We start from the raw sequence: 24,789 nt of genomic DNA on the forward strand, positions 1-24,789 counted from the left end.
CGCTTCATCACTTATTTACTTGACTGAACGCTGCCAATAAATTTTCCATGATAGCTTCCATTGGCTGTCCTTCTATATCATGGCGTGGAATGAAATGTACGACCTCTTTGCCATTTAAAAGAGCCATCGATGGTGAAGAAGGTTCTATTCCATCGAAATATTCCCGCATTTTTGCTGTCGCGTCCTTATCTTGGCCGGCAAATACAGTTACCAAATGATCTGGCTTATTGTCTGCTTGGAGTACCGCTTGAGTAGCAGCTGGACGGGCTAACCCGGCAGCACAGCCGCAAACTGAATTCACGACCACAAGTGTCGTACCTTCTACCGATTCCATAAAGCTTTCAACCGCTTCAGCGGATTCCAACTCATCAAAACCTGCTTGCACCAGTTCCGCCCTCATTGGTTTCACCATTTGTTTCATATATTCATCATATGCCATTGACATAAAAAAACCTCCTTGGTTACAATTCTTCAATTAGTATAATCATACTATATTCTTGAGCGCATATGCAAAAATGACGCTTAAAGCTTTGTAAAATTTCATTGTTCCTCACAAAGAAACATGGTGGCAGAATTCACTTTCATTCTGCCACCATGTTTTAGTCTGCCTTATAACTTAAACTTTCATCACGCCGCCTGAGCTGGCATTCGTCACAAGTTTGGAATAACGTGCCAAATAGCCTGTCCTGACTTTTGACTCGAAGCCTTTCCAATTGGCTTTGCGTTTTTCGAATTCTTCATCGGAAATTTCCAATTGGATTTTACGATTATTCAAATCCAATTCGATGATATCTCCATCTTCAACAAAGGCAATCGGGCCTCCCTCAGCTGCTTCCGGGGATATATGACCAATGCTGATGCCTCGGGATGCGCCTGAAAAGCGGCCATCTGTGATCAAACCGACTTTCGCTCCAAGTCCCCTCCCGACGATTTGGGAAGTGGGTGCCAACATTTCCGGCATACCCGGCCCGCCTTTAGGGCCTTCGTAACGAATGACCACTACATCCCCTTCTTTGACCTTTCCAGTAATGATCCCGGAAAGTGCATCTTCCTGGGAATCGAAACAAATGGCAGGACCCCTGTGGTAGCCACCAACTGATGCGTCAACCGCCCCTACTTTTACGATGGAGCCTTGAGGAGCAAGATTACCAAATAATACCGCAAGCCCGCCACGCTCAGAATGCGGATTATCTAACGGATGGATCACATCCTTGTCCAATATTTCACAACCGGCAACATTTTCGCGGAGCGTTTTACCTGAGACAGATAGGCAATCCCCATTAAAGGCACCTGGTTTTTTGAGTAACTCATTAATGACGGCACTTACACCACCGGCATTATGTACATCTTCAATATGATAATCGGATGCCGGTGCGATTTTCGCTAGATGCGGTACCCGGTTAGCTATTTCATTTATGCGTTCCATAGGGTATTCAAAACCTGCTTCATGTGCCAATGCAAGTGTATGGAGAACGGTGTTGGTCGAACCGCCCATCGCCATATCCAATGCAAATGCATTATCAATCGCATCAATCGTTACGATATCACGAGGTTTGATATCCTGTTTGATTATCTCCATCAATTGTTTAGCGGATTTCTTAACGAATTCCTTACGTTCTTCGGCTACCGCCAAAATCGTTCCATTTCCCGGAAGCGCAAGTCCTAAGCCTTCTGCCAGGCAGTTCATGGAGTTTGCCGTGAACATTCCCGAACAAGAACCGCAAGTAGGGCAGGCAACTTGCTCGATTTCCTGCAAATCTTCTTCATTGATATTCCCTGCTTGATATGCGCCCACACCTTCAAAAACGGATGTTAATGAAAGGGATTTACCGTTTTTGTCTTTACCTGCTTTCATGGGTCCGCCACTTACGAATATTGTTGGAATATTGACACGAAGTGCTGCCATCATCATTCCCGGCGTTATCTTGTCACAGTTTGGAATGCAAACCATGCCGTCAAACCAATGTGCTGATACAACAGTTTCCACGGAATCCGCGATGATTTCACGACTTGGCAAAGAATAGCGCATACCAATATGACCCATTGCAATTCCATCGTCTACCCCAATCGTATTAAATTCGAAAGGAACACCGCCAGCTTCGCGAATCGCTTCCTTCACTATTTTTCCGAATTCCTGAAGGTGAACATGACCTGGAACGATATCGATGTATGAATTACAAACCGCGATGAACGGTTTGCCGAAATCTTCTTCTTTAACCCCTGCTGCCCGCAACAGACTTCTATGTGGAGCTCGATCGACCCCTTTTGTAATCATGTCACTTCTCATATTTGATGTAGACATTTGTTGTACCCCCAATTTCCACTAAATGTTTAATGATTCAGAATAATATAATTTTTAGTATACTCTAAAAATTCTAACACATTTACATACAAATGCAACCATTCTACACTAAATATCTACAAAAATCATTTTACTAAAATAATAGAGATCAAATTTATAGATACGACCTAAAGGGAACTTATGTCAAACGACTGGAAATGAACAGCAAAAATAAAAAGGCATGCGGATTAAATCATCCGCATGCCTTTTGCCTGTAACCATTTTAGAATTCATTAAGTTATTCCCATTAAATCTCACTTGTCATTCGCTTGTCTTGATTCTGTCATTTGCTTCCAAACCGAACCTTTTGCTTCTTCCCCATTTTCTATACGGTCAATGGCCATCTTGACCTGCAGGGCCACTTCGAATTCAGGGTCCTGTTCCGCCTGCTTAAGGTAAGGGAGGGTCGTTTCATTTCCCACTTCATATAAAAACATCGCCGCCCTCCATCTAACCAATTTATTTTTATCCGAAAGTGATTGAGACATTTCTCCCATCGCTTCTTCAAAGCCAAGATCGGATAAACAATCCCCAGCCGTACGTCTTACGGCTGCACTTTTATCTTTCAATGCTTTATACAAGCTGGGAAGCACTTTTCTATCTTCGATCATTCCCAAGTATACGACCGCGAGCCTTCGAATGGAGACCTTACTATCGGAGAGCGCCATGTCCAATACAGGTATATCATCAACCGTTGGATCTTCCATTTGTTCTAATGCCTGATAACGCTTTTCCCAACTTTCGTCATTCAGCATTTCTTCAGTCAGTTTAATTTTTGGCCGTTTCAAAATCGCTTCCTTCGTATCCACCATTTCTTTTGCAGCGGCTACCAGCCGATTAATTCGTTCTTCCGGGTAAGCTGCAACCAACTCATCGGATACTTCCTTCACGATATCTTCCATATCACCATATCTTACGCCATAATCCTTCCATTTTCGAAGCAGGACTACATTGTCATCTTCTTTTTGGGCAGCGGAAATGCCCTTTATGAAATAATCCGGCAAGGCAAAACGTTTTTCTTGTTGGCTATCACTTGCTTTAATTTGCATCGGAATGCCCTTGAATTGTTGAATGGCAACAGTTACTTCACCGTAATGTTCATTTAATGCCGTTTGTTGATTTTGTTCTTCGGTTTTTTCCCCGAAAACCTGACGGATTTGGACCAAGATATCTTTCCAATCATATTTCGCATTTCGCTCAACGGCTAGGAAGTCCGCAACATGATATACCCCTTTCACTCCCTCGATCGTAAATAAATCTCTGATCAGCCGGGGTGCTTGGTCAGCTTGATCTTTCTTATAATTATTGCTTTTACCAGCTAATAGCTCTTCTGTTAAATTGATTTTCATTGTATTCGGACTTGGTGTAGGTTCTATCGACTTAATTTTCATGCATTTCTCTCCTTTAACAAGACGTTTCCATGTACTAGATATTATCACATCGGCAACAGATTCTCATGCAATTGAGATTGGCTAAAAAAAGACCGATCCAAGTTTGCTCCCTTGGACCGGTCATCCCGCTCATTCCTCTTCCAATTTTTCCGCTAAATACGTCCATCTTTCCATCAAATGGTCTAATTTATCCGTCAGTTCCTTTTCTTCTTCAAGCAGCAGGCGGACTTTTTCAAAATCGCTTCCCGCTGCTGCCATTTCTGATGTTATGTCTTTCAGGCGCAACTCGACCCGTTCCATGTTCCCTTCTATCTCTTCCCATTCCTTACTTTCCGCATAAGTTAGTTTTTTCTTTTTCTTTTCGGTCCGGTTCATCTGAGGTTCTGGTGGTTTTACTGGCACGGCCTCTTCAGTCTTTTCTTCCAAGAACTCTGAATAACTGCCGTAATAGAAGTCAATTTCAGCTTTATTCTTGAAAACAAGAAGCTGATGGCACGTCTTATCCAGGAAATACCTATCATGTGATACAGTTATGACTACACCTGAAAACGTTTCTAAATAATCCTCCAGAACGGTCAAGGTTTGCGTGTCCAAATCATTCGTCGGTTCATCCAAAAGCAGGACATTAGGTGCCGACATCAAAATGTTAAGAAGATATAAACGCCTTTTCTCCCCTCCGGAAAGCTTGCGAATAGGCGTCCCATGAGAGCCCATTGGAAACAAGAACCTTTCAAGCATCTGCGCAGCCGATATGTAACTACCATCTTTAAGGGCGATTGAATCCGCCGTTTCCCGGATATACTCGATCATGCGCAAATTCTCATCCATATCGACGCTTTCTTGCGTATAATACCCTATTTTCACGGTTTGCCCTTTTTCCAGGTTTCCTTCATCTATAGATTCCCGCCCGGCCAGGATATTTAACAAGGTTGATTTGCCGCTGCCATTATTACCGACGATCCCAATTCGATCACCCGGTTTGAAGAGGAAGGAAAAATGGTTGATGATGGTTCGATCACCGAAGGATTTAGAAACATCCTGCATCTCGAGTACCTTTTTCCCAAGGCGGGCACCGCTTAATTCCATTTCCAGGTTCTCGGTTTTCTGCTTATCCTTTACACCTGATTCCAATGTTTCGAAGCGTTGGATCCTAGCCTTTTGTTTCGTTGTACGTGCCTTTGCGCCTTTACGGATCCAGGCCAGTTCTTTTTTGAATAGACTTTCCTTTTTCGATCTTTCAGCCGATTCGTTCTCTTCACGAATGGCCTTTGATTCTAAATAATCAGCATAGTTTCCTTTGTATTCGAAAAGCTGTGTTTGGGCAATTTCCCAAATCTTATTGGACACGCGATCAAGGAAATATCGATCATGGGTCACAAATAAAACGGACTTTTGGTATTTCCCCAAATATTCTTCAAGCCAAGTGATGCTTTCAAAATCAAGATGGTTCGTCGGCTCATCCAAAATCAGTAAATCAGGGGTCTCAATCAAGGTTTTTGCCAGGGCCGCACGTTTTTTTTGGCCACCTGACAGTTCACCCAATTTCCTCGAATGATCGGGAAGACCAAGCTTGGTCAGTATCGTTCTCGCATTGGCGCTTGTATCCCAGGCACCTAGGGTGTCCATATCCTGTTGCTGCTTTAACAACCGGTCCTGAATTACGCTATTCTGTGGATCTACCTGGAGTTGAACGAGCGTTTTTTCATACTCCTTAATCAACGAAAATACAGGTGTTGAACTTTCATACATATATTCCATGATCGTCAATTTCTCATCAAAATGCGGATCTTGGGATAGATAGGAAATCGTGTAATCATTCGGATGATCCTTCGTTCCTAAATCACTGTCTTCCAAGCCTGCGATGATATTCAATAATGTCGATTTGCCGGTACCGTTTATACCGACGATCCCGATTTTTTCCCCTTCGGTGATGGAAAAAGAGACATCTTTAAAAAGCAGCTTTTCCCCTTGGGTTTTCATTACATGTTCCATGCTAAAAACTTTCATAATCGTACATCCCATTCCTTATTAAATTCCTTTAAAAATCCAACCATATATTCATGCCTATCACTTGCAATCTTCTTGGCTGTACAAGTATTGAGCATATCTTGCAAACGCAATAATTTTTCATGAAAGTGATGAATGGATGAGCTTTTGCCATTCCTGTATTCCTTCTTGGTCATGTTTTCCCTTATGGGCAATGAAGGATCATACATAAGTTGTCCCTTTTTTCCGCCAAATGCAAATGTCCTGGCTATGCCAATGGCACCAATTGCATCCAGGCGGTCCGCATCCTGAACAATTTCAGCCTCGATCGAAGGAAGCTTCAACTGCCCTGCACTATATGAAATTGTATTGATGATCTGTTTGATGGCATCAACACTATCAATATCCAACTTTATTTCATCAAACCAAACGTCAAGCTTTTTCCAGCCTTCATCGGCTTCCTTGTTTAGTTTATCATCCGGGATATCATGAAACAGAGCCGCCAATTCAATGATAAACTCATTTCCTTTTCGTTCTTCTTTTGCAATATGTAAAGCCAGCTTACGAACACGATCGATATGGAACCAATCATGGCCGCTGGCATCTGAATTCAATTGGTCATATACATACTTCTCCGTCAATTCAATCATCGTTTGTTTCATTTCACCACTCCATGTCCCTTCTATTTTACCATGGTTCTCAAAAATGGTGTGCTTTAATCTTCATTGAACCAACTGATCCCAATCGTCTGTTCACCGGTATGCACCCCGATGGCACTGCCCAGTGGGGATACATGGATCGACACATGAGGAAATTCTTCGGAAATCATCTTTTTCCATCTTTGTGCCTGCTCCGCCACTGCACCATATAATATGGTGCATTCTTTTACTTTTCCCGCTTCGACTGATCTGCGAAAATCAGTGAAGATCTGTTTTTCCGCTTTTTTAAGGTTCCGGGGTTTAGATTTAGTATGAAGCATACCGTTTTCGATTGATATGATGGGTTTAAAGCTCAATAGGCTTCCTAGAATATACTGTGCGTTCGTTAACCTGCCGCTGCGATGCAGCTGATCTAAAGAACCTATTAATACATAGGTCTCATGGTTATCCGCATACATTCTCGTTTTGACGAAAGCCTCATTGATGGAATCGCCATTATCAATATAATGCATGAGCCTTTTCAAGATTAATAGCATTGGAAAGGAAATAAGTAAAGTATCAAAAACATCAACAGGGATCGAAACCATTTGTGCAGCTTGCCTGCTCGCGGAAACGGTCCCGCTCAATTCACTTGAAAGATGTACGGCTATGATTCGTTCATAGCGTTTTTCAAGCTCCTTATATAACGCTTGGAATCTGCCGACTGAGGGCTGTGATGTAGTGGCGGTGATTTTTTCCTCACTCATCCGCCTGTATAATTCCTCGGGTAATAGGTCGACACCATCTTCATATTCCTTCCCATCAATGATGACGACCATCGGAACGACGTATACATGTTCATTCAATGATAATTCTTCGTCCAAAGTTCCCGTACTATCCGTTACCCATGCAATTCGTTCCATGGTTTCCCCCCTCATTTGTGTCTTCCATTATATTCAACATCCCAACCATCTGTCCCCATTTAAATACGGATGCATATAAATATCTTACCTCAAAAAAAGAGCCCAACTAGAGCTTCCGTTGGACTCAATATCATTTTTCATAATAATTTTTTTATATCCTCTTCCATTTCCAGAGGTTTTGTTTTAGGTGCATACCGGCTCACTATATTTCCATTACGATCAATCAAGAACTTTGTAAAATTCCATTTTATCGATTTGGACCCCATCACTCCAGGAGCATTTTCAGTCAGATAGCTGAATAAGGGATGGGCTTCCTTGCCATTGACATTCACTTTTGCAAACATCGGGAATGTTATGCCATGATTCAATTTGCAGTATGAATCGATTTCCAGATCATCACCAGGCTCCTGATTCAAAAACTGATTACAAGGAAAACCAAGCACGACAACCCCATCCTCTTTATATTGCACATACAGGCTTTGCAAATCATCATACTGTGGCGAAAAACCGCATTTGCTTGCAGTATTCACTATAATCATCACTTTCCCTCTATATTCATCAAGCGAGATGGTTTCGCCATTGATTTTATTGACTTCAAATTCGTAAATGGACATGTATGATCTCTCCCTTTAGTATGATGATTCATTTTACCGTATTTAAAGGTAGGTTTTCCAACTTTTATCCTTTCCTATCATCCCTGAATCTTAACTGCTTGTACGGATTGAATCAAATACTCTATCATGTCTTCCAAATCATCCATCTGCTCTTCTTTTACAAGCCTCCCAAATGAAACTTTATATATAGAAGAAGTGACGTGTTGCAGTTTTTTACTGACCGTATCGCTGGTCGTCACTGTAATGATTCTCTGATCTCCCCAAATTCTTTCCAGGTCATTCAACAATTGTTCAGCACTCGCTTCATCGAGCTTTTTGGGAAAAGTAATGAAAATATCGACCGTGCAGCCCGAATGCGTATCATCAATAGCTGCATCAAGTAACTCCGAACTTAGGTTCTTGAGTGAAGCCCGTAACTCAATGGCACCACTAATCGAAATGGATGCGATTGGCTTTTTCAATTCCATCTCGATCTTATATGATCTGGACATAGTCGAGAGATTCACTATATCATCACGCTTTGTGACCAATATATCTCCAATGAAGTCACGATCGTAAACCGCTCCTTCCAATACCACTTTCATGTTCTCAAATGCTGTAGGATCAAACAATCTCCAAACACCTCTCCAACTTCATAGTTTATGTATTCATGATCTTCCCATTTTACCATTCCCAAGCCATTTCCTTCGCGATTTACAAGAAATTATTAAAATAGCTTTTCTATTCAATAATTTTCTATATAATTAAAATATTATGATTTTTGAAGAAGGAGGCTAATCATGCCAATCAGAATTCCGGAACAACTGCCAGCAAGGGAAATTTTAGAACAGGAAAATATCTTCGTAATGGATGAGGAAAGAGCTACCAATCAGGAAATCCGTCCATTGAATATATTAATTTTAAACCTAATGCCAGAGAAAGAAAAAACGGAGGCCCAGTTACTGCGCTTTCTTGGCAATACTCCGATTCAAGTAAATATATCATTCCTGCGCTTGAGCACACATGAATCAAAAAACACAAGTAAATTTCATTTAGATCAATTTTACAAATCATTTAATGATATCCGCACGAAGAAATATGACGGCTTGATCATTACAGGCGCTCCAGTAGAAAAGCTGGAATTTTCAGATGTTAATTATTGGGAAGAACTGCAGAGTATCATGAACTGGTCAAGCGAAAATGTCACATCCACCCTACATATTTGTTGGGGGGCACAAGCTGCCCTGTACCATCATTATGGAATAGGCAAATACGAACTTCCAGAGAAATGCTTCGGGATATACACCCATGAGGTCCTTGAACCGAATGAAAACCTAGTCCGGGGATTCGATGATTATTTTATGGCCCCTCATTCCCGCCATACGGATATTGACTATCAAAAATTAGTTACCCATCCGGAACTGAAGGTTCTCGCACAGTCCGATCAAGCTGGTGTATTGATTGCTGCTTCGGTTGATGGAAAAAGAATTATGGTTACCGGCCATTTCGAGTATGATGCCGATACCCTTGGTGAAGAATACAAGCGCGATAGGGAGCGTGGAATCAATACGCAACTCCCTGAAAATTACTTTCCTGATAACGATCCGACCAAGGTACCTCTTCACCGCTGGAAGAGCCATTGCAGCCTGATGTTCTCGAATTGGCTGAACTATTATGTCTACCAATCAACCCCATATGAGTGGGATTGAAAGGGTAAGAAAAAAGAAGCTTTCACTTTTAAGTGAATCGTTTATTGGGCAGCCACTTCCGATTATCATGGGAAACAACCTGAGTTTCTGACTCAGGTTGTTTGTTTCATGATTCCTTATTACCGAAATAAACCTCTTCAAAAGGTTGGACGACCACAAATCCTTGACCTTCGAATTTCATTTGAACGGATTCGCCGCTTCCCCTTCCAAAAAACGACTTCAGTGAAACATCCGTCACGAATTCAGGCTGCAATTCCCCTGACCAAGCCACTGTGGCATTCGGGTCCGTATAGACCGGATTCCCATGTTCCACCATTAAAGTAAGCGGCTCATAATGGGAAGTGAATGCGACCATGCCTCTCCCCTCGAGCCTTATGTTGAACAATCCCCCCGCCAATAACCCGGCAATGCGCCGCATCATTTTTATATCCCATTGAATCCCCGGCTCAAATGCAAGTAAATCATTTCCGTTAACACAGATTGATTCACCATTTAATTGTAAAATGGAAATCTTCTTTCCTTGATCCGCGACGTATAGCTTGCCGCTTCCAGTCGCTTTCATTAAAGATGCACCCTCACCTGTCAAAGCCTTTTTGAAGAGCTTACCAAGACCATGCTCCAAGATACCTTCCCGTTCGAATTTAATATTTCCGCGATAAGAAATCATCGTCCCCATTTTTGCCCAGATCTGCTGTTCCAAATTAATCTCCAGAATTCGTTCCGTTTCAAGTTCGAATAAACCTTGCCCTTTATCCTGCTGTTTCGTCTTTTCAACGAATTGATCGATTTGATACTTGTCCATCACTGCACCACCTCTTTTTGAAGGAGGAAAAGCCACATGAACGATACAGCTTGCTTTAATTCCTTTGAAAAATGCCCCAGTTTTGTATAGTCCACCCCTCTCTTTGCAACGCCGGTATCAGCCACTGCCTTCCATCCGGTTTCTAAAGCCATTTTTTCAAATTCCCAAGGCTGCATTGTATTCATGATGACTTTATCTCCTAATAACCGTTGAAAACTGAATTTTTTTCGCGGTTCAGCTGTTGGACCAAGTATTCCAAAACAGGCATAACCGCCAGGCTTTATTACCCGCTGAATTTCCTTCATCACCGTTAATGGTTCACCCGTATATTCCAAAGAATTAATGACCATTGCCGCATCCATTTCTTCATCTTTGAATGGAAGATTATAAAAATCTCCTTGCAGGAAAGAAAGTTCTGATTGTTGAGCGGTTTTTCCCTTTGCAAATTCGATCATCACATTGGATAAATCAACTCCGGTTACTTCAAATCCCGCTTCGGCCAATTTCAATGAACCAACTCCATCTCCACAGCCAATGTCAGCCACCTTCACTCCCGAAGATACATATTCAGAAAAGAAAGGAATAATGTTTTTCCGGCTCCCCGTTTCCCACATTTCTTGCGAATTCTTCGCCCACATCGGTGCAAAAACATCCCATTCCTTTTTCGATTCTTTATGCCATGTATGTAAATTCATCAGAAAATCCCCCTCCTAACTAGGCAAGTTCCTTCTATATTAAAATACTCAGTTTCCCAAATCAAAATACCGGTGCTTCTTTATAGCTATTCTGCTCAAAGTTAAAAAATCCTCTTTTATAACTTCGTTCAGGAATACAGATAATTTTCAAATACATAAAAAAAACTGCCAGCGGCAGCTTATTTAGAATTTTCTTCATTTCTTTTTTGTATCTTTCGTAAATCCTCGACACGGTCAGGAGATTCTTCAAAAAATTCAACCAGGTCACCAATCCTATCGATGGCATTCCAACTAAGGTGGTGTTCGATCCCCTCTACATCATGATAAATATTTTCTTCCTTGACCCCAATCAACCTTAGCATCTGTTCTAAAAGTTCATGGCGGTAAACGAGCCTTTTTCCAACTTTTTTCCCATTTGCAGTTAAAACGAGACCCCGGTACTTTTCATATATCAAATATTTTTCTTGATCAAGTTTTTGAACCATCTTTGTAACAGAAGAAGGGTGGACGGAAAGATTTTCGGCAATATCGGAAACTCTTGCATATCCTTTTTCTTCAATAAGTAAATAAATTTGTTCTATGTAATCCTCCATGCTCGGTGTAGGCATTCGGAATCCTCCCATTCAAACGCATATCTAAAAATTTTACTATATAAACGACCCCGAAACAAGATGATATAAGTCTCAGGGCGCCTTTAATGATGTTTCTTCTCAAGTTTGCTTGACGTTTTGTTCTGTTGGGAATGTAAAACTGATCTTCTTTTCAGAGTCGGACCAAGATAAAATGGCATCAAAGGTCTTTTCCCCTTTTTTAAAACCGCTTATCAAATCCGTTTCACCGTTCGCCAACAGCTTTTTTATATTTGCTTGACTGATTTTCTTATTAAGGATTTTTTTGGAGATTGTGAAGTTACACTTTGTTTTTTGATAACTTACACATCCATAGAATTCCCCTTTATCGACAATCTTAGAACCGCATAGTTTACAGCTGCCAATAGATGATGAACTTCTCTTTTTAGGGCCGCTCCGTTGAATCGACTCGGTGTCCAGCCCTTGAAAATCCCAGCTTTCCGATGATTCCACGGCATCACTGATTATTTTTGCTGACATCCTTTTAACAGCTTCCATAAATCCGCCAGCTGAAGCCTTCCCTTCACCAATTTCCCTTAAACGCTGTTCCCATTTGGCTGTCATCTCGGGTGAAGCCAGGATTTTCTCCCCAATTGCGGTAATCAGCACTTTCCCTTTATCAGTCGCAAATACCTGGTTTTTTTTGACATTGATGTATTTACGGTCTTTCAGCATGGTAATGATGCCCGCCCGAGTTGCTTCGGTTCCAAGACCCTCGGTTTTCATCAGCACCTTTTCTAACTCTTCATTATCCAGATGCTTTCCGGCAGTTTTCATCAACGTGATCAGCTGACCTTCTGTATAGCGCTTGGGAGGCTGGGTTTTTCCTTCTTTCACCTTTATATTGGCGACCTTTCCAGAATCCCCTTTTGAGACGGACGGCAAAATGATATCATCATCATCCTTGTCATTTTGGAAAATCACTTTGCGCCATCCCTCTTGAATCTGCTGCTTTCCTTTAGAAATGAATTCGGCACGCTTATCGACAAGCGTTTTAATGGTGGTGTAATCGAAAATGGCTTTCTCATAATGGGCCGCAATCAAGCGGCGTACCACCAAGTCATAAATATTCCGTTCTTCAGCGGAAAGCCGCTTTGGATCAGTTACCTGCTCCGTCGGGATGATTGCATAGTGATCAGTCACTTTCTTTTCATTTACAAAGCGTTTATTATTCATGATGTTCGGTTGTGGCAAGGGAAACAGGGATTCATATTCCGAAAATCCGCTTAGTTTTTGCAAAATATCGGGAAATGTTTCAGCTTCCCCCTCCGTCACATAATTGGAATCTGAACGTGGATAAGAAACGATCCCTTTTTGATATAAGCTTTGTACTATATCAAGCGTCTGTTTCGGTGAATATTTATAAATCTTGTTCACTGTCGCTTGCAATGACGAGAGATTAAATAACAAAGGCGGCTGAAATTCTTTCCTTTCTGTATCCATTTCAGCTATTTCAGCTTCCTTATCCTTGCAAAAAGCGGCAATTTTATCAGCCATTTCTTTTGTCTTGATTCTCGGATCATTGTTCTGCTGCCATTTTCCCTTATATTTCTTTCCATCCATATTGAAGTCAGCGAACACTTCCCAGAACGGTTCAGACTTGAATTGCTCAATTTCCATTTCCCGCTTCACAATCAAGGCGAGTGTCGGTGTCTGAACCCTTCCAGCTGAAAACACATCCGAAACGCCCCTTTGTTTCAATAAAATACTATACGCTCTCGACGCATTCATTCCCACAACCCAGTCCGCACAAGCTCTCGTATATGCTTCATAATAGAGCGGCCTGGTTTTTTCCTCGCTCTTCAGATTTTGGAATCCCTCATAAATCGCTTTTGGGGTCAAAGAGGAAATCCATAATCGTTTCATCGGTTTATTGACATTACATAGATTAACGATGTTGCGTACAATCAATTCTCCTTCACGCCCGGCATCACCTGCATGAATGATTTCATCGACTTCCTGTTTCCCGAGCAAAGTCTTCACAACATTGAATTGCTTTGCCTTTTGTCGGGTCACTTCATATTGAAATTTCTCAGGAATCATCGGCAACGTTTCCATCGACCATTTTTTCCATTTTGAATGATAGGTTTCCGGCGAAACGAGTTGACATAAATGCCCGACGGCCCAAGTTACATAGGCTCCATCGGGAAAAAGTTCATTCGGCATGATTTCTATATAGCCTTGCTGTTTCTTCGTTTTAAATTGAGCCGCAAGCGTTGAACCTTGATCTGGTTTCTCCGCAATGATTAGCTTCATGTTCATCTTCACCTAATCCGTTAAAAAATATCTTCCCCTATCATTATACCTTAATTATCACAATCGGCTAGATATGACTTCGTTTTTACTGAACTGCTAGTAGAAAGCATTAAATGATTACTTTACTGCTGCGAAGATTGGGAATTTCAGGCTGATGATAAAAGACGTCGAATAGGCAGTTTAATTTGCAAAAAAACAAGCTTCATTAATTGATGGCCAAAATAGTTTTAGGAGGAATCGAACTATACACAAAAACAACAAATACAATGTTAAATGTGCCTTTTCTTGCCTTCCATTGGTTAGATGAAGATGAGGAAATAAAATTTTTTGATATTATTAATACAAAAGCTAAAGGTATAGGTACTTCTTTAAGTAGATTTTTAAAAAGAGAAAGTGATAATCTTAGTTGGATTGCAACACAGTTAATTATTGACCCTAACAGTCCCTTTTATAATAAAGGAACGTTAATTGGCAAAAGAACTAGAGAAAGGCATATCACTTTACAAAATGCATATAATTTTCTTTTATTATTAATTAAAAATACAAAGATAGCCGAGTTACCTAAGGAAAAAATACTTAATATAACCCTTACATATTTTAATTGTTTTAAAGAATTGTTACCTGTTGAATGGAGTGATTATAAGCAATATCGATTAACTCATATAGTCTGTTTAAATGCTTTAGCTATAGCCGGCAATAAAATTATTCCTTCAAATTATAATTTTGTTTCTAACCAGTTAAACATTAAAGAAATAAATAAAAGAATGAGCAGTATAAAGATATTTGATTGGTCTAGTGAAGGAACATTGAAATATCTAAAAGGTGCTAGTGGTTCTAAACTCTTAGCTGATGACATCATTGCATCTGTAGAAAAATAATTCTTGAATTCCCATTTTCAAATATTAAAATGGCCGAAAAATCAAATTGATTTTCGGCCATTCTTATTCCTTATTCTTTGGAGGGAACTTTCCAGCTCAGTTCATGTATGTATTGTGTTAAAGCATCTGTTAAAAAAAGCATCAACTGTAGCTTTGAAATAAAGATTGATCAAAAGGTCCTCCTGAACCCTCATATTCGTAAATAAATACAATCCATTTTGAAAAGAGATTGATCAAAAAGGGTTCTTTTCTAGTGATTTAGTATACAATTTTTATAAAATAGTTGATTATTTTTATAGTGATCATTATAGAACTAAACCAGCTAATAGGATGTCAATATCTTTCTCTAATATTTTCATTTCCCTTATGATATACTATTTTTGGCCATGCCAAATAGCCCTCCAAAACCCTTTTGGAAGGATTTTTCTCTGTTTCACAAAACCGTTAATTAGGCTAAATCTAGGAACGTTTCTTTTCTGCTTAATATAGCATAAATCCAATGAAGTAACTTATTTATACAGGCAACGATTGACACTTTGGCAGGTTTTCCTTCTGATTTTTTCTTATCATAGAAGGCTTTAAGCTTTTTGTTCCTTGAACTTCTTATGCCGCATAGTACGGCAAGATACAGAGAGTGACGTAGTCTGCTCGAACCCCTTTTGGTAATACGATTAATGGTTGCCGTAAACTTACCCGATGAGTGAACACTTGGATCCACTCCAGCGAAGGCAACCAGTTTTTTCGGATGATTAAACCGATCGATTTCACCAATTTCTGAGATAATCGTGGCTGCGATTTTTTCTCCGATACCGGGAATCGATTGGATGATCTTATATTCTTCCATTTCATTTGCCAGGGCCACTATACGATCTTCCAAATCAGAAAGGTGTCCCTGGTAATGAAAAAGCAACTCAATATACATACGAAGATTGATTACGTGACTTTCATACACGTTTTTTTGAAATGGATTTCGAGATGCGGAATTCATTATTTTTTTTGCTTTTTCCCACGCCCATTCACCCGATCTGCTAGGACAGAACTCTATTACACTCTCTGCTAGTCTACTTTCTCCGGCCGTTAATACCGCCTCTGAAGTAGGATATTCCTTTAACATCAATAAAGAAACCTTCGAATATAGATCCCCAAAAACCTTCCGGTATTCAGGAAACACTTGATCTAAAATGGTGTGAAACTGAAGTTTAGCCTCCACATACATATTCGTTACGATTTCCTGTTGTCTGGACAAATTACGAAGGTCTAAAAGCTGAATTCCTCTAATTTTATGAGGTTCAAAATCCTCCTTGTAATACAGCACACACAACTGGTACGCATCGATAGCGTCTGTTTTTACCTTCCGTAAACTGGACTTCTTTGCCTGATAAGAAATAATCGGATTTAGTAAGATATATAGAATCCCTTGTTCCTCCAAGTATTGAATAACGGGAGAATGGTAATGCCCTGTAGATTCTAAAATGACCATAGGCATCTGCCCTGCCACCTCTTCAACTTCTTTTAGAAAGTCTAAAAATTGATCCAATTCCTCCTTGGTATGCTTCATTGAAAAGCTCTTCCCATACGGTTTAGATTGGTCTAAAAATGCCTGTACTTGGCTCTCTCCTTTTGCCACATCCAGACCAACAACTGGATTCATTGTTTTTTCCTCCTCTACTTACTAACCAGTACCCCTAGTCCTCCATGCAGTGTCATAGCTTCGCTTGTTATACGAGATCTACGTCCCAACCAGCCTCAAACATGTTTCTACAAGTAGGGGGCCGGACAGTTTAGTTCACGGGATCAAGTCCCACGCACCCGTACGTCCTACCCTGGCTACTGATATAATAGATTCTATTTAAAAAAGGTCAACCAGTAAAAACTGGCTAACCTTATAATACGAACGCACCCGTTAGTTCATTAAGGGATTTGAATAAACTTGTATAGGGAGTACAATTAATTTTACAAATTAAGGTTATTAAGTATTTTATATTTGAAGTTGTTTATCATTTACATACATGAGAAAAGCTTTTGCTTTAGCAAATTCCCCCTGTAAATTGGCAGGTATCTTATCTATTTCATCGGATTCTTTTATTCCACTTTGTGCCATTATTTGTTCGTATGTCATAATTGCATCTATATACTCCACATACTCTGTAGCATTTAATACCTCTTTACTTGATTTTTGTCCGTTCAATTTATCAAAGTATGGTTGAATTTCAAATAAAACTCCTTTAATTTCGTCTAGTTGTTCAGATGGTATTTGAGAGTAATCTATGTTGCCATATTGATCACCATATTCCAGCTTAGCAGCTGAAATCACATTTAATAAATCTTTAAAATGCGCGAATTCCTCTTGTTCCAAATCGCCTTTAGCCTGTGTTAATTTAGCATCTAGGAGCAAGTATCCCTCCATAGTTGCACTTGATATATGTTTTTTTACGTTTTCAAATGAACCGTAAAACTCATCAGCAAGAAACGTTTGGTAAGCAAAAGCACCCGTTGGAATGATTAAAGAAACTGCTAAAGTGCAAGCCACTAAACGTTTTCTCACGTATCTTTTTATATTACCTCCCATTTCTGTCTTTGCTTTATTTACACCCATTTTACTTCTTTCATGAAGTTCTATCGGTATTTCTATATTTGCTAACTCTTGTTTTAGATTATTATTCATAATTACCAGCCTCCTTATAATTTTTACGGAGTTTATTTAGCGCCCGGTATAAGACTGATTTTGCTGTGCCAAGGGGTATCTCTAATATCTCTGATATTTCTTTTAATGTATGGTCATGATAAAACCTTAATAGAATAACGCTCTTCTCATCCTCTTGCAAAAAATCCATTAACTCTTGTAATGATAGTGAAAGTAAAAGATCTTCTTCTTCCGTCCCCATTAATACTTCAAAATCGGATTTTAGTAGAACCACCTTTTTGTTTTTTCTAATTATATTGATTGCACAATTAATGGTAATTTTCATCAGCCATGTTTTGAAATACTCGGGTTTTTTCAAAGTATCTATTTTTTTAAATGACTGATACGCTACTTCTTGAACTACATCTAAAGCATCATCTTTATTTTTCACATAAACATATGCCAGCCGATAAATATCTTCTTCAAATTGTTGGTAAAGCTTCAAAAAGGCTTTATCATTCCCTTTTTGAGCTTTTTTTACCAAACGTATCATCAGAATTCCCCCTTTCTTTTCGTTCTACATCTATTAGACAAACAAAAGTCTCATTTGGCTTGAAATTTTTTAATTTTCCTACAACAAACAAATAATCGCCCAAATAGTGGGCGATTTCAATAAAAACTAGGTGCATTATATTAAACTTCCTTCTTTCACTATCCTGCTCCGTTAGTGCCATAAGAAAAAGGCTGCCTCAGCAACCTTCCTTATTGAAGTAAAGACCCGTTAGTTGAGGAACAAAGTATTATTATATAAAGTATATTAATCCAGAAATACCCAAAGAAATTAGAGCTATGAGACCTGAGATTAATGCTATTTTCGTTCTAAAGCTTCGATTTTTTGTTGTTTCTGAATGAAAATTTGCTCCTTGTTGTTGTCCACCGGTCCATGCTCCGATAAAAACACCTGAAATAACAATACTTACTATCCCAACAATAAGAAAAAACTGAAACATTAATAACTCCCCCTTGTTAGGCTCTCGTGTATTTCCATTACATATTATACCATGGAATTCACTGGGTTTCTTATAGAACTATACTGCCCCTTTAGTTCCAAAAGAAAAAGAGCTGCCGAAGCAACTCCCTTATTGAAGTAAAGCACCTGATAGTTGAATAATAATGGTTACATTCATGTTTCTTTATTCTGTAATAATAGTTTTTTAACAAAATTACAAAACTCTTCATTACCATGAACTTTAAAAATTATCTTATTCTCGAACTCAATTGATAACATCCATTCTTTATCCTTACCTATAAGTCCAGTATAAGAAGTACCGCCTTCATCTGCTGTGTTTTCAGTCAATAGGTAATACAATGGAAATAGTACAGATGTTTTATCCTGTCTCTTTAAACTATAAGTTCCAATGCTTTCTATTACTCTTGAAATATTATCGTGAACATTAACATTAAAATAATTACACCCCTCATTTATCCCAAACATTCTACATCCTTCTAATAAAGATTCATTTAAATCTTCTGGAGAAAATTTTGCAGGTTTTAGATTATGAACAACTGAATGGAAAAGAGTAAGGTGATTATTCAAATCAACCGAATATAAAACTGTACTTGTATTAAAAAAATTTTCTTCAAGGAAATCGTTTGGAAATATGTATTGTTCTAACCATTTTCTTATTTCTTTAGATTCCTCATTATCTAATGCAGTAGCTAATCGCACATTACTTCTCCCCTCATGTTTAAGAAAAATAGTCCTTCTTTTGTAGTTCCATTATAAAAAATACATTATTACCTATGAAGTTGTTCAACTATCTGCCCCGAAAGTTGCATAAAGAAAAAGCTGCCTTAAAGACAACTCTGATCTTCAGCTAACGCACCCGTTAGCTCAATAAGGAATATTGTTTAACAAATCATAGAAATTGTAAATCTAACCTTTTAGAAGGGTTACACCTTGTCCAAAAAAGACCGGTCTAAATGTTAGAACGGTCTTTCCTTATATATTCAAATATTAACTACTCTCGTCAACATGGTGGTGATGATGGTCGCTGCTCTCTTCCTGGTCATGCTGGTAAGCTAGTGTACCGGGGTTAGTATTGCCAAATGTTAGATACCACGGCATCCCTAACGGTCCACCCGCTGAAGCCGGTGGCACGAACACATCGAACGTTTTATGATGATGATGGAGGTTGTATCGCAGCACCGAACCTGTGTCGGGACCGTCACCATTAATTGGCACAAACAGTTTTCCATCAGGACCAAATAGAATTGCCTGCGCAAAGGCTCGTGGCTGCCCGACGAAATCAAGGTCAATCTTGTCGAGAAACTTGCCCGTTTCACCGTCGAAAATCAGAATTTTGTCCGTGTTACTCGCGTCCCTTCTGAAACTGGTGATATAGAGGTTGTCATCGGGACCGAAGACTAAGCCTTCTGGACGGTTGAGGTCGTTAAGAGTGTTGCTCTCAATGAATACTCCAAGGAACTTCCCAGTTTTCGGATTAAATCGCAGAACAGCTCCACCTTCCGGCTGTGGCAGATTGCGTACGGAGACATACAGCAAGCTGTCGGGACCAATGACCAAAGCACGAGGATGGAACTGTCCAGTGAAGCCGGAGTGGTCGAGGTTTCCAAGAAACACCCCAGTGGTGCCATTATACATCCGTACTTCTCCCGGCACGTCTACGTCACCCATGTCCGCCACAAACAGGATATTTTGTTTCGACAGAACGATGCCGCGCGGTGCAAACGGGGCGCCTGGTGCATTCGATTTGACAAGTTCACCCAGAAATGCACCGGTCTGCCCATTATACTTCAAAACGTCACCATTCTGAGGTTGTCCAACGTTTTGGTTCGTGACTAGGAGATTACCCACATGGTCGAAAATCAGTCCTCGAGGACCGCTTAAGCCATTGCTGCCGGATGCAACAAAACTGCCAAGAAACCTCCCCGTTTCTGCATCGAAAGTCTTCACGGTGTTGTCTGAGCCGTCACCAATGTAGAGAAAGTCATTTCGTAATTTCATTACCGAAAAAAACTCCCTTCTATTAAAATATTTTAGATTAAAAAAGTAATTTTAATCTTATTTTAATATATTCGTTTGAGAGCTTTTTGTATGGGATAAACTCGCTGATAAAACAACACAATTTTAACTTTACGTAGTACACACCAAATGGTCAGCTACTTCTCACCTTAATACTTTCATCGTAAATGGGATGGGTTACGTGTGGGATGTTGCCTTCGCCTACGATTAAGTCAGCAATACCAAAGAACATAGTCGTCTCTGATTCTTGTAGTGACTGATACTTATTCTTCTTCAACTATCCTGCCCCTTTAGTGCCATAAGAAAAAGGCTGCCTCAGCAACCTCCTTATTGAAGTAAAGACCCCTAGTTGAAGAACAAAGTATTATTATACAAAGTATATTAATCCAGAAATACCCAAAGAGATTACAGCTATGAGGCCTGAAATTAATGCTATTTTCGTTCTAAAGCTAACCTGCCCCGTTAGTTCCATAAAGAAAAAACTGCTGCCTTAAAGGCAGCTCTGATCTTCAGCTAAAGCACCAGTTACTGTTAATTAAGAAAATTATTTTTTAGGGCTTGTGCATTATCTTTATCTAACTCTCCATAACTTTCGTTTCCATTATTGCTATTAATTGTTGCTGTACCTGAACTTTCATTAAACCAAATTTCATATTCATAAAGTCTTTCAGGTTTATTTTCATCAAAAGTGTAAAACAAAGTAGCTTCTAGGTCTGGTTTTCTAGCCATTTTAACCACTTTATCATCCCATTTGATTTGTTCAAATGCCTGCCTTAGCAGCTCTATTGATTCTCTATCTGTTATCATTACGACATCTTCGTATTTTCCTTCTGTATCAATTTTTTGAACATCTACTCTTGTTAATTGTCCTTTTTCTTCCCCAATACATCCGACCAATAACACCATAAAGACAAAAAGAGAAGTAAAATTTATTATTTTTTTCATCATACACCTCCATAAATTTAGACGTTTACATTACAAAATAGTTCCAGCTTATCTTCAACTATCCTGCCCCTTTAGTTGCATAACAAAAAGGTTTAATAAAGCTTTCCAATCATTACTCCCATGGATTTTCGTATTTAGTTCTAATTTTATCGACTTTATTATATTCGCAAATGGTATCTTTTCCTGATAATTGAACTTTCATCGTATTTTTTTCGACTATAATAGTAAAATTGTCAGAACCACCATCATAGTCAAATTCGTAATCATTATTCTCTATGTGCTTATGTACCAGAAGATTGTTCTCCGCCCTGGAATCTTGAATTTTGAATTTCAAAATTATTTTCCCCTTTAAAGGTAAAGGAGTCTCGACAAACACTCTTTTCTTCATCCGTATTTTTCCATGTACCTTTCCAAGATAGTGCTTTTCCTTCACCACACGCAGCTAATACTAATGCAGCCATCGTTGAGATCATTAACATTTTTTTCATTTATACACCTACTCCAAAGGACAACTTTATTTCCTGCTCCTTTTAATACGAACTAAAAAGGTAAAAGTTCCCTTGTATTGAACTAACCCTGCCCCGTTAATTCCATAAGAAAAAGCGATCCTTCTTAATGAAGACCGCATCCGTTAGTTGAAGTTCAGGGATATGTTTTTATGTGCTTATAATTTATTAACTCACCCCTTGTATCTACAACGCTCCGAGTAAATGAGTTAGCAAGATTGATAGGTTTAGGGAATAATAAGGTTCATGCCATGATGGTGGAATTAGTAAATGAAGGGTATTTGAAGAAGGAAGGCAGAAGTTATGCCATTAACGTGAATGATGAAGAATTGGATAAATGGAGAGATAAGGAATGACCTTTTACGACTGCATTGATAATCCCTGTTGTAACCTTCTACGCAATGATCAAAGGAATCGATTATATGTATAGTGAAATGACTGGAAAAGAAAAACCGATTACGTCCATTAACTTTCACCAACGGAAGGACGGATGGGGATGAATAAAAAATTAGTAAAATGTAAGTCTGCGTTGATAGAATAATTGAACATAAGCAGAAGGGTTCGAGAATCTTTAAAAGATCTCGAACCCTTCTGTTTTAATATGTGAGTGTCCAGTCTAGTTTACGGGATGCATGGAAAAAAAACGAGTGAAAATATAATTTCTGGTAATCAAAGTTTAAGAGATTTTTACGAATAAAAAAAGTGAAGAAGGAAAACCCTTTAGAGTGGCTAATATGAGTTAGCAACAAACCTACATTGACATGTCATTGCGCTTGTTTTTATGAGAGATATATTTTTTCGGTATCGCAACATTATACGGCACATTGCTATGTCCGTAGCTACGATGAATCATCATATACAGTAAACCAATACCTACAACTATGACTCCTGAAACGAGCACGATATAGTTATCATACCAAGGTGCATCTGGCGTTCTTGGCCAACACATGTTGATCATTGCGATGATTCCGTAGACAAGCGCACCAATATTGACGGGCAGTCCCCACTTGCCCAATTGATACTTACCACTTGGCTTCCATCCTTTTAGTCTAGCTCGAAGTGCAGCAAAGACAACCATTTGGAATCCAAGATAAATGCCAAATGCCGCAAAACTGATTACCTTTGTGAGCGCATCTGTAGACACTTTTGATCCAAGCACAATGAGGGCTGGGACAATTGCGGCAAGAAGCAGCGCATAAGGTGGAATGTGACGAGCAGCCGAAAATTTCTTTAACAATCGGCTTCCTACAATCATGTCATCACGGCCATACGAATAGGCAAGTCTGCTTGCTGCCGCTTGTAAACTCATTACACATGAAAGGAAAGAAATCAACACAATACCCAGTACAATTTTCGCGCCAACAGCACCAAATGCATCGTTTAGTAAGGTATCAACAGGCGTTACGTCCTTACCAGCGATAACTGCTGGGATATCAGCAACTGATAGTACTAAAGCAAGGCAAACAAAAGTTGCTGCAGCACCGCCAATGTAAATGGTCCGACGCATTGCCTTTGGGATAAGAACACCTGGATTCGGTACTTCTTCAGCAACATCACCACAAGCTTCGAACCCATAATATTGAAAAATTCCAATTAATCCAGCTGCTGCAAATGCATACATGTAGCTATGACTACCTTGAGCACCAAAAGAATCAAAGAGCACATCAAGACCGTGCACCCTTTGTGTGATAAGCAACCAAAATCCAACTACAAGCGCACCGATAAGTTCAGCAGCAAAACCAATAACTGCTGCAGCTGCGAGAACCTTTGTGCCAAGAAAATTGATGATAGTCGATAGTGCAAGAAGGACTACTGCACAAAGAATCGCGGAGTCCACCGATACTTCAAAACCCAAAACTTGTGCTAGATAAGGTCCAGCTCCGTACGCGACACTGGCAATCGTCACAAGCAAGGCCATTAAGTAAACCCAGCCAGTCATCCACGCCCACTTGCGCCCCCATAGTCTTCGTGCCCAAGGATAAACTCCTCCTGCAACAGGGTATTGCGCAACAATCTCACTGAAGACAAGTGCGACTAGTAATTGTCCGAGTCCAACGATAAAAAAACTCCAAATCATAGGTGGGCCACCTTGCGCAAGTGCGTATGCAAATAGTGAGTACACACCTACTACAGGTGAAAGATAAGTGAACCCTAGCGAAAAGTTTGCCCACGGACTCATGTCGCGGCGAAATTCAGATTCATATCCAAGCGATGCCAGTTGTGCAGCATCACTATCATAATGTTCTGACGCAGAACCTCCAACTTTTTTATTCAGATTTTCTTGCATATTTGAGCCTCCTTAAAATGGTAGATATATTCTTATATGCAATTGTTGCGCCAATATAAAAAATAATATAAATATTCAGTTAATTAAACTTTGATAGAGGTAAATTTTACAATTAAATTTCAATTTTGATATTTTGTATTCAACTCTGAAATAATTTTAAGATGGGGGATAGGGATTTTATGCCAAATAACTTCCATCTGTTATTACTTTTTAATCATTAATGCATAATTTATTCATAACTTCATAGGAACGTGGAATTGTTGGGCAGAACCCTAGCTTTTTAGTAAGTAGTTCAGATAACGTGGAGAAAAAGCCAAATAACAAAGTAAATAACATACGAATTGGCAAGTTAAATAGCAGATTAAATAACAATATAATTAGCATAAAAAACACTTGAGTACCCAAGTGTTTTTGGTCTTTAATGTGTAATTCTTGTTCAACTAAACCAGCTAATAGGATGTCAATATCTTTCTCTAATATTTTCATTTCCCTTATGATATACTATTTTTGGCCATGCCAAATAGCCCTCCAAAACCCTTTT

The 24,789-nt window shown here is 39.4% G+C and carries 24 protein-coding genes; 3 read left to right on the forward strand and 21 right to left on the reverse strand.

From position 1 onward, the window contains the following. Positions 1 to 7: 7 nt before the first annotated feature. The 8 genes from QNH43_RS16290 to QNH43_RS16325 form a co-directional block, all read right to left on the reverse strand. The gene (locus QNH43_RS16290; protein WP_283914930.1) at positions 8 to 445 is read right to left on the reverse strand and encodes a BrxA/BrxB family bacilliredoxin; all 438 of its coding nucleotides are present in this window, start codon (positions 443 to 445) and stop codon (positions 8 to 10) included. 171 nt (positions 446 to 616) lie between these two features. Beyond that, on the reverse strand, positions 617 to 2,287 hold the full coding sequence (gene ilvD, locus QNH43_RS16295; protein ID WP_076366353.1) for a dihydroxy-acid dehydratase: 1,671 nt from the start codon (positions 2,285 to 2,287) through the stop codon (positions 617 to 619). A 308-nt stretch (positions 2,288 to 2,595) separates the two neighbouring features. Next, the gene (locus tag QNH43_RS16300; RefSeq protein ID WP_283914931.1) at positions 2,596 to 3,732 is read right to left on the reverse strand and encodes a conserved virulence factor C family protein; all 1,137 of its coding nucleotides are present in this window, start codon (positions 3,730 to 3,732) and stop codon (positions 2,596 to 2,598) included. Positions 3,733 to 3,861: 129 nt separating this feature from the next. Beyond that, positions 3,862 to 5,739, reverse strand: a complete 1,878-nt coding sequence (locus tag QNH43_RS16305; protein ID WP_283914932.1) for an ABC-F family ATP-binding cassette domain-containing protein — start codon at positions 5,737 to 5,739, stop codon at positions 3,862 to 3,864. Beyond that, on the reverse strand, positions 5,736 to 6,380 hold the full coding sequence (locus QNH43_RS16310; protein WP_283914933.1) for an HD domain-containing protein: 645 nt from the start codon (positions 6,378 to 6,380) through the stop codon (positions 5,736 to 5,738). Before QNH43_RS16310 ends, QNH43_RS16305 begins: the two co-directional genes overlap by 4 nt. A gap of 53 nt (positions 6,381 to 6,433) precedes the next feature. Continuing rightward, entirely contained in the window at positions 6,434 to 7,279 is an 846-nt protein-coding gene (locus QNH43_RS16315; protein WP_283914934.1) for a DegV family protein, read from the reverse strand. A 137-nt stretch (positions 7,280 to 7,416) separates the two neighbouring features. Beyond that, the gene (locus QNH43_RS16320) at positions 7,417 to 7,893 is read right to left on the reverse strand and encodes a glutathione peroxidase (protein ID WP_076365976.1); all 477 of its coding nucleotides are present in this window, start codon (positions 7,891 to 7,893) and stop codon (positions 7,417 to 7,419) included. Between the two features lie 77 nt (positions 7,894 to 7,970). Continuing rightward, a complete protein-coding gene (locus QNH43_RS16325; protein ID WP_283914935.1) occupies positions 7,971 to 8,504 on the reverse strand; it encodes a hypothetical protein in 534 nt (177 codons plus the stop codon). A gap of 168 nt (positions 8,505 to 8,672) precedes the next feature. Between QNH43_RS16325 and metA the strand changes: the two genes are divergently transcribed. Beyond that, a complete protein-coding gene (gene metA, locus QNH43_RS16330; protein WP_283914936.1) occupies positions 8,673 to 9,581 on the forward strand; it encodes a homoserine O-acetyltransferase MetA in 909 nt (302 codons plus the stop codon). A gap of 106 nt (positions 9,582 to 9,687) precedes the next feature. Here metA and QNH43_RS16335 read toward each other — a convergent pair whose 3' ends face one another. The 4 genes from QNH43_RS16335 to QNH43_RS16350 form a co-directional block, all read right to left on the reverse strand. Continuing rightward, on the reverse strand, positions 9,688 to 10,383 hold the full coding sequence (locus tag QNH43_RS16335) for an AIM24 family protein (RefSeq protein WP_283914937.1): 696 nt from the start codon (positions 10,381 to 10,383) through the stop codon (positions 9,688 to 9,690). Next, positions 10,383 to 11,078, reverse strand: a complete 696-nt coding sequence (locus QNH43_RS16340) for a class I SAM-dependent methyltransferase (protein WP_283914938.1) — start codon at positions 11,076 to 11,078, stop codon at positions 10,383 to 10,385. Before QNH43_RS16340 ends, QNH43_RS16335 begins: the two co-directional genes overlap by 1 nt. A 179-nt stretch (positions 11,079 to 11,257) precedes the next feature. Beyond that, complete coding sequence (gene mntR / locus QNH43_RS16345; protein ID WP_063234342.1) at positions 11,258 to 11,686, reverse strand: transcriptional regulator MntR; 429 nt, start codon at positions 11,684 to 11,686, stop codon at positions 11,258 to 11,260. A 102-nt stretch (positions 11,687 to 11,788) separates the two neighbouring features. Further along, on the reverse strand, positions 11,789 to 13,963 hold the full coding sequence (locus QNH43_RS16350) for a DNA topoisomerase III (RefSeq protein ID WP_283914939.1): 2,175 nt from the start codon (positions 13,961 to 13,963) through the stop codon (positions 11,789 to 11,791). Positions 13,964 to 14,175: 212 nt separating this feature from the next. On the opposite strand from QNH43_RS16350, the gene QNH43_RS16355 reads away from it, so the two are divergent. Then, on the forward strand, positions 14,176 to 14,841 hold the full coding sequence (locus QNH43_RS16355) for a DGQHR domain-containing protein (protein WP_283914940.1): 666 nt from the start codon (positions 14,176 to 14,178) through the stop codon (positions 14,839 to 14,841). 448 nt (positions 14,842 to 15,289) lie between these two features. Here the strand turns inward: QNH43_RS16355 and QNH43_RS16360 are convergent, their stop codons facing one another. The 8 genes from QNH43_RS16360 to QNH43_RS16395 all read right to left on the reverse strand — a co-directional run bounded on the left by QNH43_RS16360 (position 15,290) and on the right by QNH43_RS16395 (position 21,943). Continuing rightward, entirely contained in the window at positions 15,290 to 16,492 is a 1,203-nt protein-coding gene (locus QNH43_RS16360) for an IS110 family RNA-guided transposase (RefSeq protein WP_283914941.1), read from the reverse strand. A 327-nt stretch (positions 16,493 to 16,819) separates the two neighbouring features. Continuing rightward, positions 16,820 to 17,506: a DUF3600 domain-containing protein gene (locus QNH43_RS16365; protein WP_283914942.1), complete on the reverse strand. Its 687-nt coding sequence runs from the start codon at positions 17,504 to 17,506 to the stop codon at positions 16,820 to 16,822. After that, on the reverse strand, positions 17,499 to 18,017 hold the full coding sequence (locus QNH43_RS16370) for a sigma-70 family RNA polymerase sigma factor (protein WP_283914943.1): 519 nt from the start codon (positions 18,015 to 18,017) through the stop codon (positions 17,499 to 17,501). Before QNH43_RS16370 ends, QNH43_RS16365 begins: the two co-directional genes overlap by 8 nt. A 250-nt stretch (positions 18,018 to 18,267) precedes the next feature. After that, positions 18,268 to 18,474: a DUF5316 family protein gene (locus QNH43_RS16375; RefSeq protein ID WP_283914944.1), complete on the reverse strand. Its 207-nt coding sequence runs from the start codon at positions 18,472 to 18,474 to the stop codon at positions 18,268 to 18,270. 173 nt (positions 18,475 to 18,647) lie between these two features. Next, complete coding sequence (locus QNH43_RS16380) at positions 18,648 to 19,193, reverse strand: hypothetical protein (RefSeq protein ID WP_202317499.1); 546 nt, start codon at positions 19,191 to 19,193, stop codon at positions 18,648 to 18,650. Positions 19,194 to 19,481: 288 nt separating this feature from the next. Next, complete coding sequence (locus QNH43_RS16385; RefSeq protein WP_283914945.1) at positions 19,482 to 20,492, reverse strand: Vgb family protein; 1,011 nt, start codon at positions 20,490 to 20,492, stop codon at positions 19,482 to 19,484. A gap of 549 nt (positions 20,493 to 21,041) precedes the next feature. After that, positions 21,042 to 21,455, reverse strand: a complete 414-nt coding sequence (locus tag QNH43_RS16390; RefSeq protein ID WP_283914946.1) for a YhfM domain-containing protein — start codon at positions 21,453 to 21,455, stop codon at positions 21,042 to 21,044. A 281-nt stretch (positions 21,456 to 21,736) separates the two neighbouring features. Further along, entirely contained in the window at positions 21,737 to 21,943 is a 207-nt protein-coding gene (locus QNH43_RS16395) for a hypothetical protein (protein ID WP_283914947.1), read from the reverse strand. 185 nt (positions 21,944 to 22,128) lie between these two features. Here QNH43_RS16395 and QNH43_RS16400 point away from each other — a divergent pair, with 185 nt between their 5' ends. Beyond that, positions 22,129 to 22,317 (forward strand): helix-turn-helix domain-containing protein, encoded by a 189-nt coding sequence (locus tag QNH43_RS16400; RefSeq protein ID WP_283918383.1) that lies wholly within the window; start codon positions 22,129 to 22,131, stop codon positions 22,315 to 22,317. Positions 22,318 to 22,712: 395 nt separating this feature from the next. On the opposite strand, the gene QNH43_RS16405 is transcribed toward QNH43_RS16400, so the two are convergent. Beyond that, a complete protein-coding gene (locus QNH43_RS16405; RefSeq protein ID WP_283914948.1) occupies positions 22,713 to 24,248 on the reverse strand; it encodes an APC family permease in 1,536 nt (511 codons plus the stop codon). Between the last annotated feature and the right edge of the window lie 541 nt (positions 24,249 to 24,789).

The organism is Peribacillus simplex (assembly GCF_030123325.1).
Classification (GTDB): domain Bacteria; phylum Bacillota; class Bacilli; order Bacillales; family DSM-1321; genus Peribacillus; species Peribacillus simplex_D.

What these genes read in the sequence shown, in the direction of transcription:
- QNH43_RS16290 (WP_283914930.1), bottom strand. Translation starts at nt 445, where the DNA reads ATGTCAATGGCATATGATGAATATATGAAACAAATGGTGAAACCAATG.
- QNH43_RS16395 (WP_283914947.1), bottom strand. Translation starts at nt 21,943, where the DNA reads ATGAAAAAAATGTTAATGATCTCAACGATGGCTGCATTAGTATTAGCT.
- metA (WP_283914936.1), top strand. Translation starts at nt 8,673, where the DNA reads ATGCCAATCAGAATTCCGGAACAACTGCCAGCAAGGGAAATTTTAGAA.
- QNH43_RS16315 (WP_283914934.1), bottom strand. Translation starts at nt 7,279, where the DNA reads ATGGAACGAATTGCATGGGTAACGGATAGTACGGGAACTTTGGACGAA.
- QNH43_RS16305 (WP_283914932.1), bottom strand. Translation starts at nt 5,739, where the DNA reads ATGAAAGTTTTTAGCATGGAACATGTAATGAAAACCCAAGGGGAAAAG.
- QNH43_RS16350 (WP_283914939.1), bottom strand. Translation starts at nt 13,963, where the DNA reads ATGAAGCTAATCATTGCGGAGAAACCAGATCAAGGTTCAACGCTTGCG.
- QNH43_RS16405 (WP_283914948.1), bottom strand. Translation starts at nt 24,248, where the DNA reads ATGCAAGAAAATCTGAATAAAAAAGTTGGAGGTTCTGCGTCAGAACAT.
- QNH43_RS16360 (WP_283914941.1), bottom strand. Translation starts at nt 16,492, where the DNA reads ATGAATCCAGTTGTTGGTCTGGATGTGGCAAAAGGAGAGAGCCAAGTA.
- QNH43_RS16310 (WP_283914933.1), bottom strand. Translation starts at nt 6,380, where the DNA reads ATGAAACAAACGATGATTGAATTGACGGAGAAGTATGTATATGACCAA.
- mntR (WP_063234342.1), bottom strand. Translation starts at nt 11,686, where the DNA reads ATGCCTACACCGAGCATGGAGGATTACATAGAACAAATTTATTTACTT.
- QNH43_RS16320 (WP_076365976.1), bottom strand. Translation starts at nt 7,893, where the DNA reads ATGTCCATTTACGAATTTGAAGTCAATAAAATCAATGGCGAAACCATC.
- QNH43_RS16370 (WP_283914943.1), bottom strand. Translation starts at nt 18,017, where the DNA reads ATGATACGTTTGGTAAAAAAAGCTCAAAAAGGGAATGATAAAGCCTTT.
- QNH43_RS16340 (WP_283914938.1), bottom strand. Translation starts at nt 11,078, where the DNA reads ATGAATTTACATACATGGCATAAAGAATCGAAAAAGGAATGGGATGTT.
- QNH43_RS16355 (WP_283914940.1), top strand. Translation starts at nt 14,176, where the DNA reads ATGGCCAAAATAGTTTTAGGAGGAATCGAACTATACACAAAAACAACA.
- QNH43_RS16390 (WP_283914946.1), bottom strand. Translation starts at nt 21,455, where the DNA reads ATGAAAAAAATAATAAATTTTACTTCTCTTTTTGTCTTTATGGTGTTA.
- QNH43_RS16365 (WP_283914942.1), bottom strand. Translation starts at nt 17,506, where the DNA reads ATGAATAATAATCTAAAACAAGAGTTAGCAAATATAGAAATACCGATA.
- QNH43_RS16385 (WP_283914945.1), bottom strand. Translation starts at nt 20,492, where the DNA reads ATGAAATTACGAAATGACTTTCTCTACATTGGTGACGGCTCAGACAAC.
- ilvD (WP_076366353.1), bottom strand. Translation starts at nt 2,287, where the DNA reads ATGAGAAGTGACATGATTACAAAAGGGGTCGATCGAGCTCCACATAGA.
- QNH43_RS16300 (WP_283914931.1), bottom strand. Translation starts at nt 3,732, where the DNA reads ATGAAAATTAAGTCGATAGAACCTACACCAAGTCCGAATACAATGAAA.
- QNH43_RS16375 (WP_283914944.1), bottom strand. Translation starts at nt 18,474, where the DNA reads ATGTTTCAGTTTTTTCTTATTGTTGGGATAGTAAGTATTGTTATTTCA.
- QNH43_RS16335 (WP_283914937.1), bottom strand. Translation starts at nt 10,383, where the DNA reads ATGGACAAGTATCAAATCGATCAATTCGTTGAAAAGACGAAACAGCAG.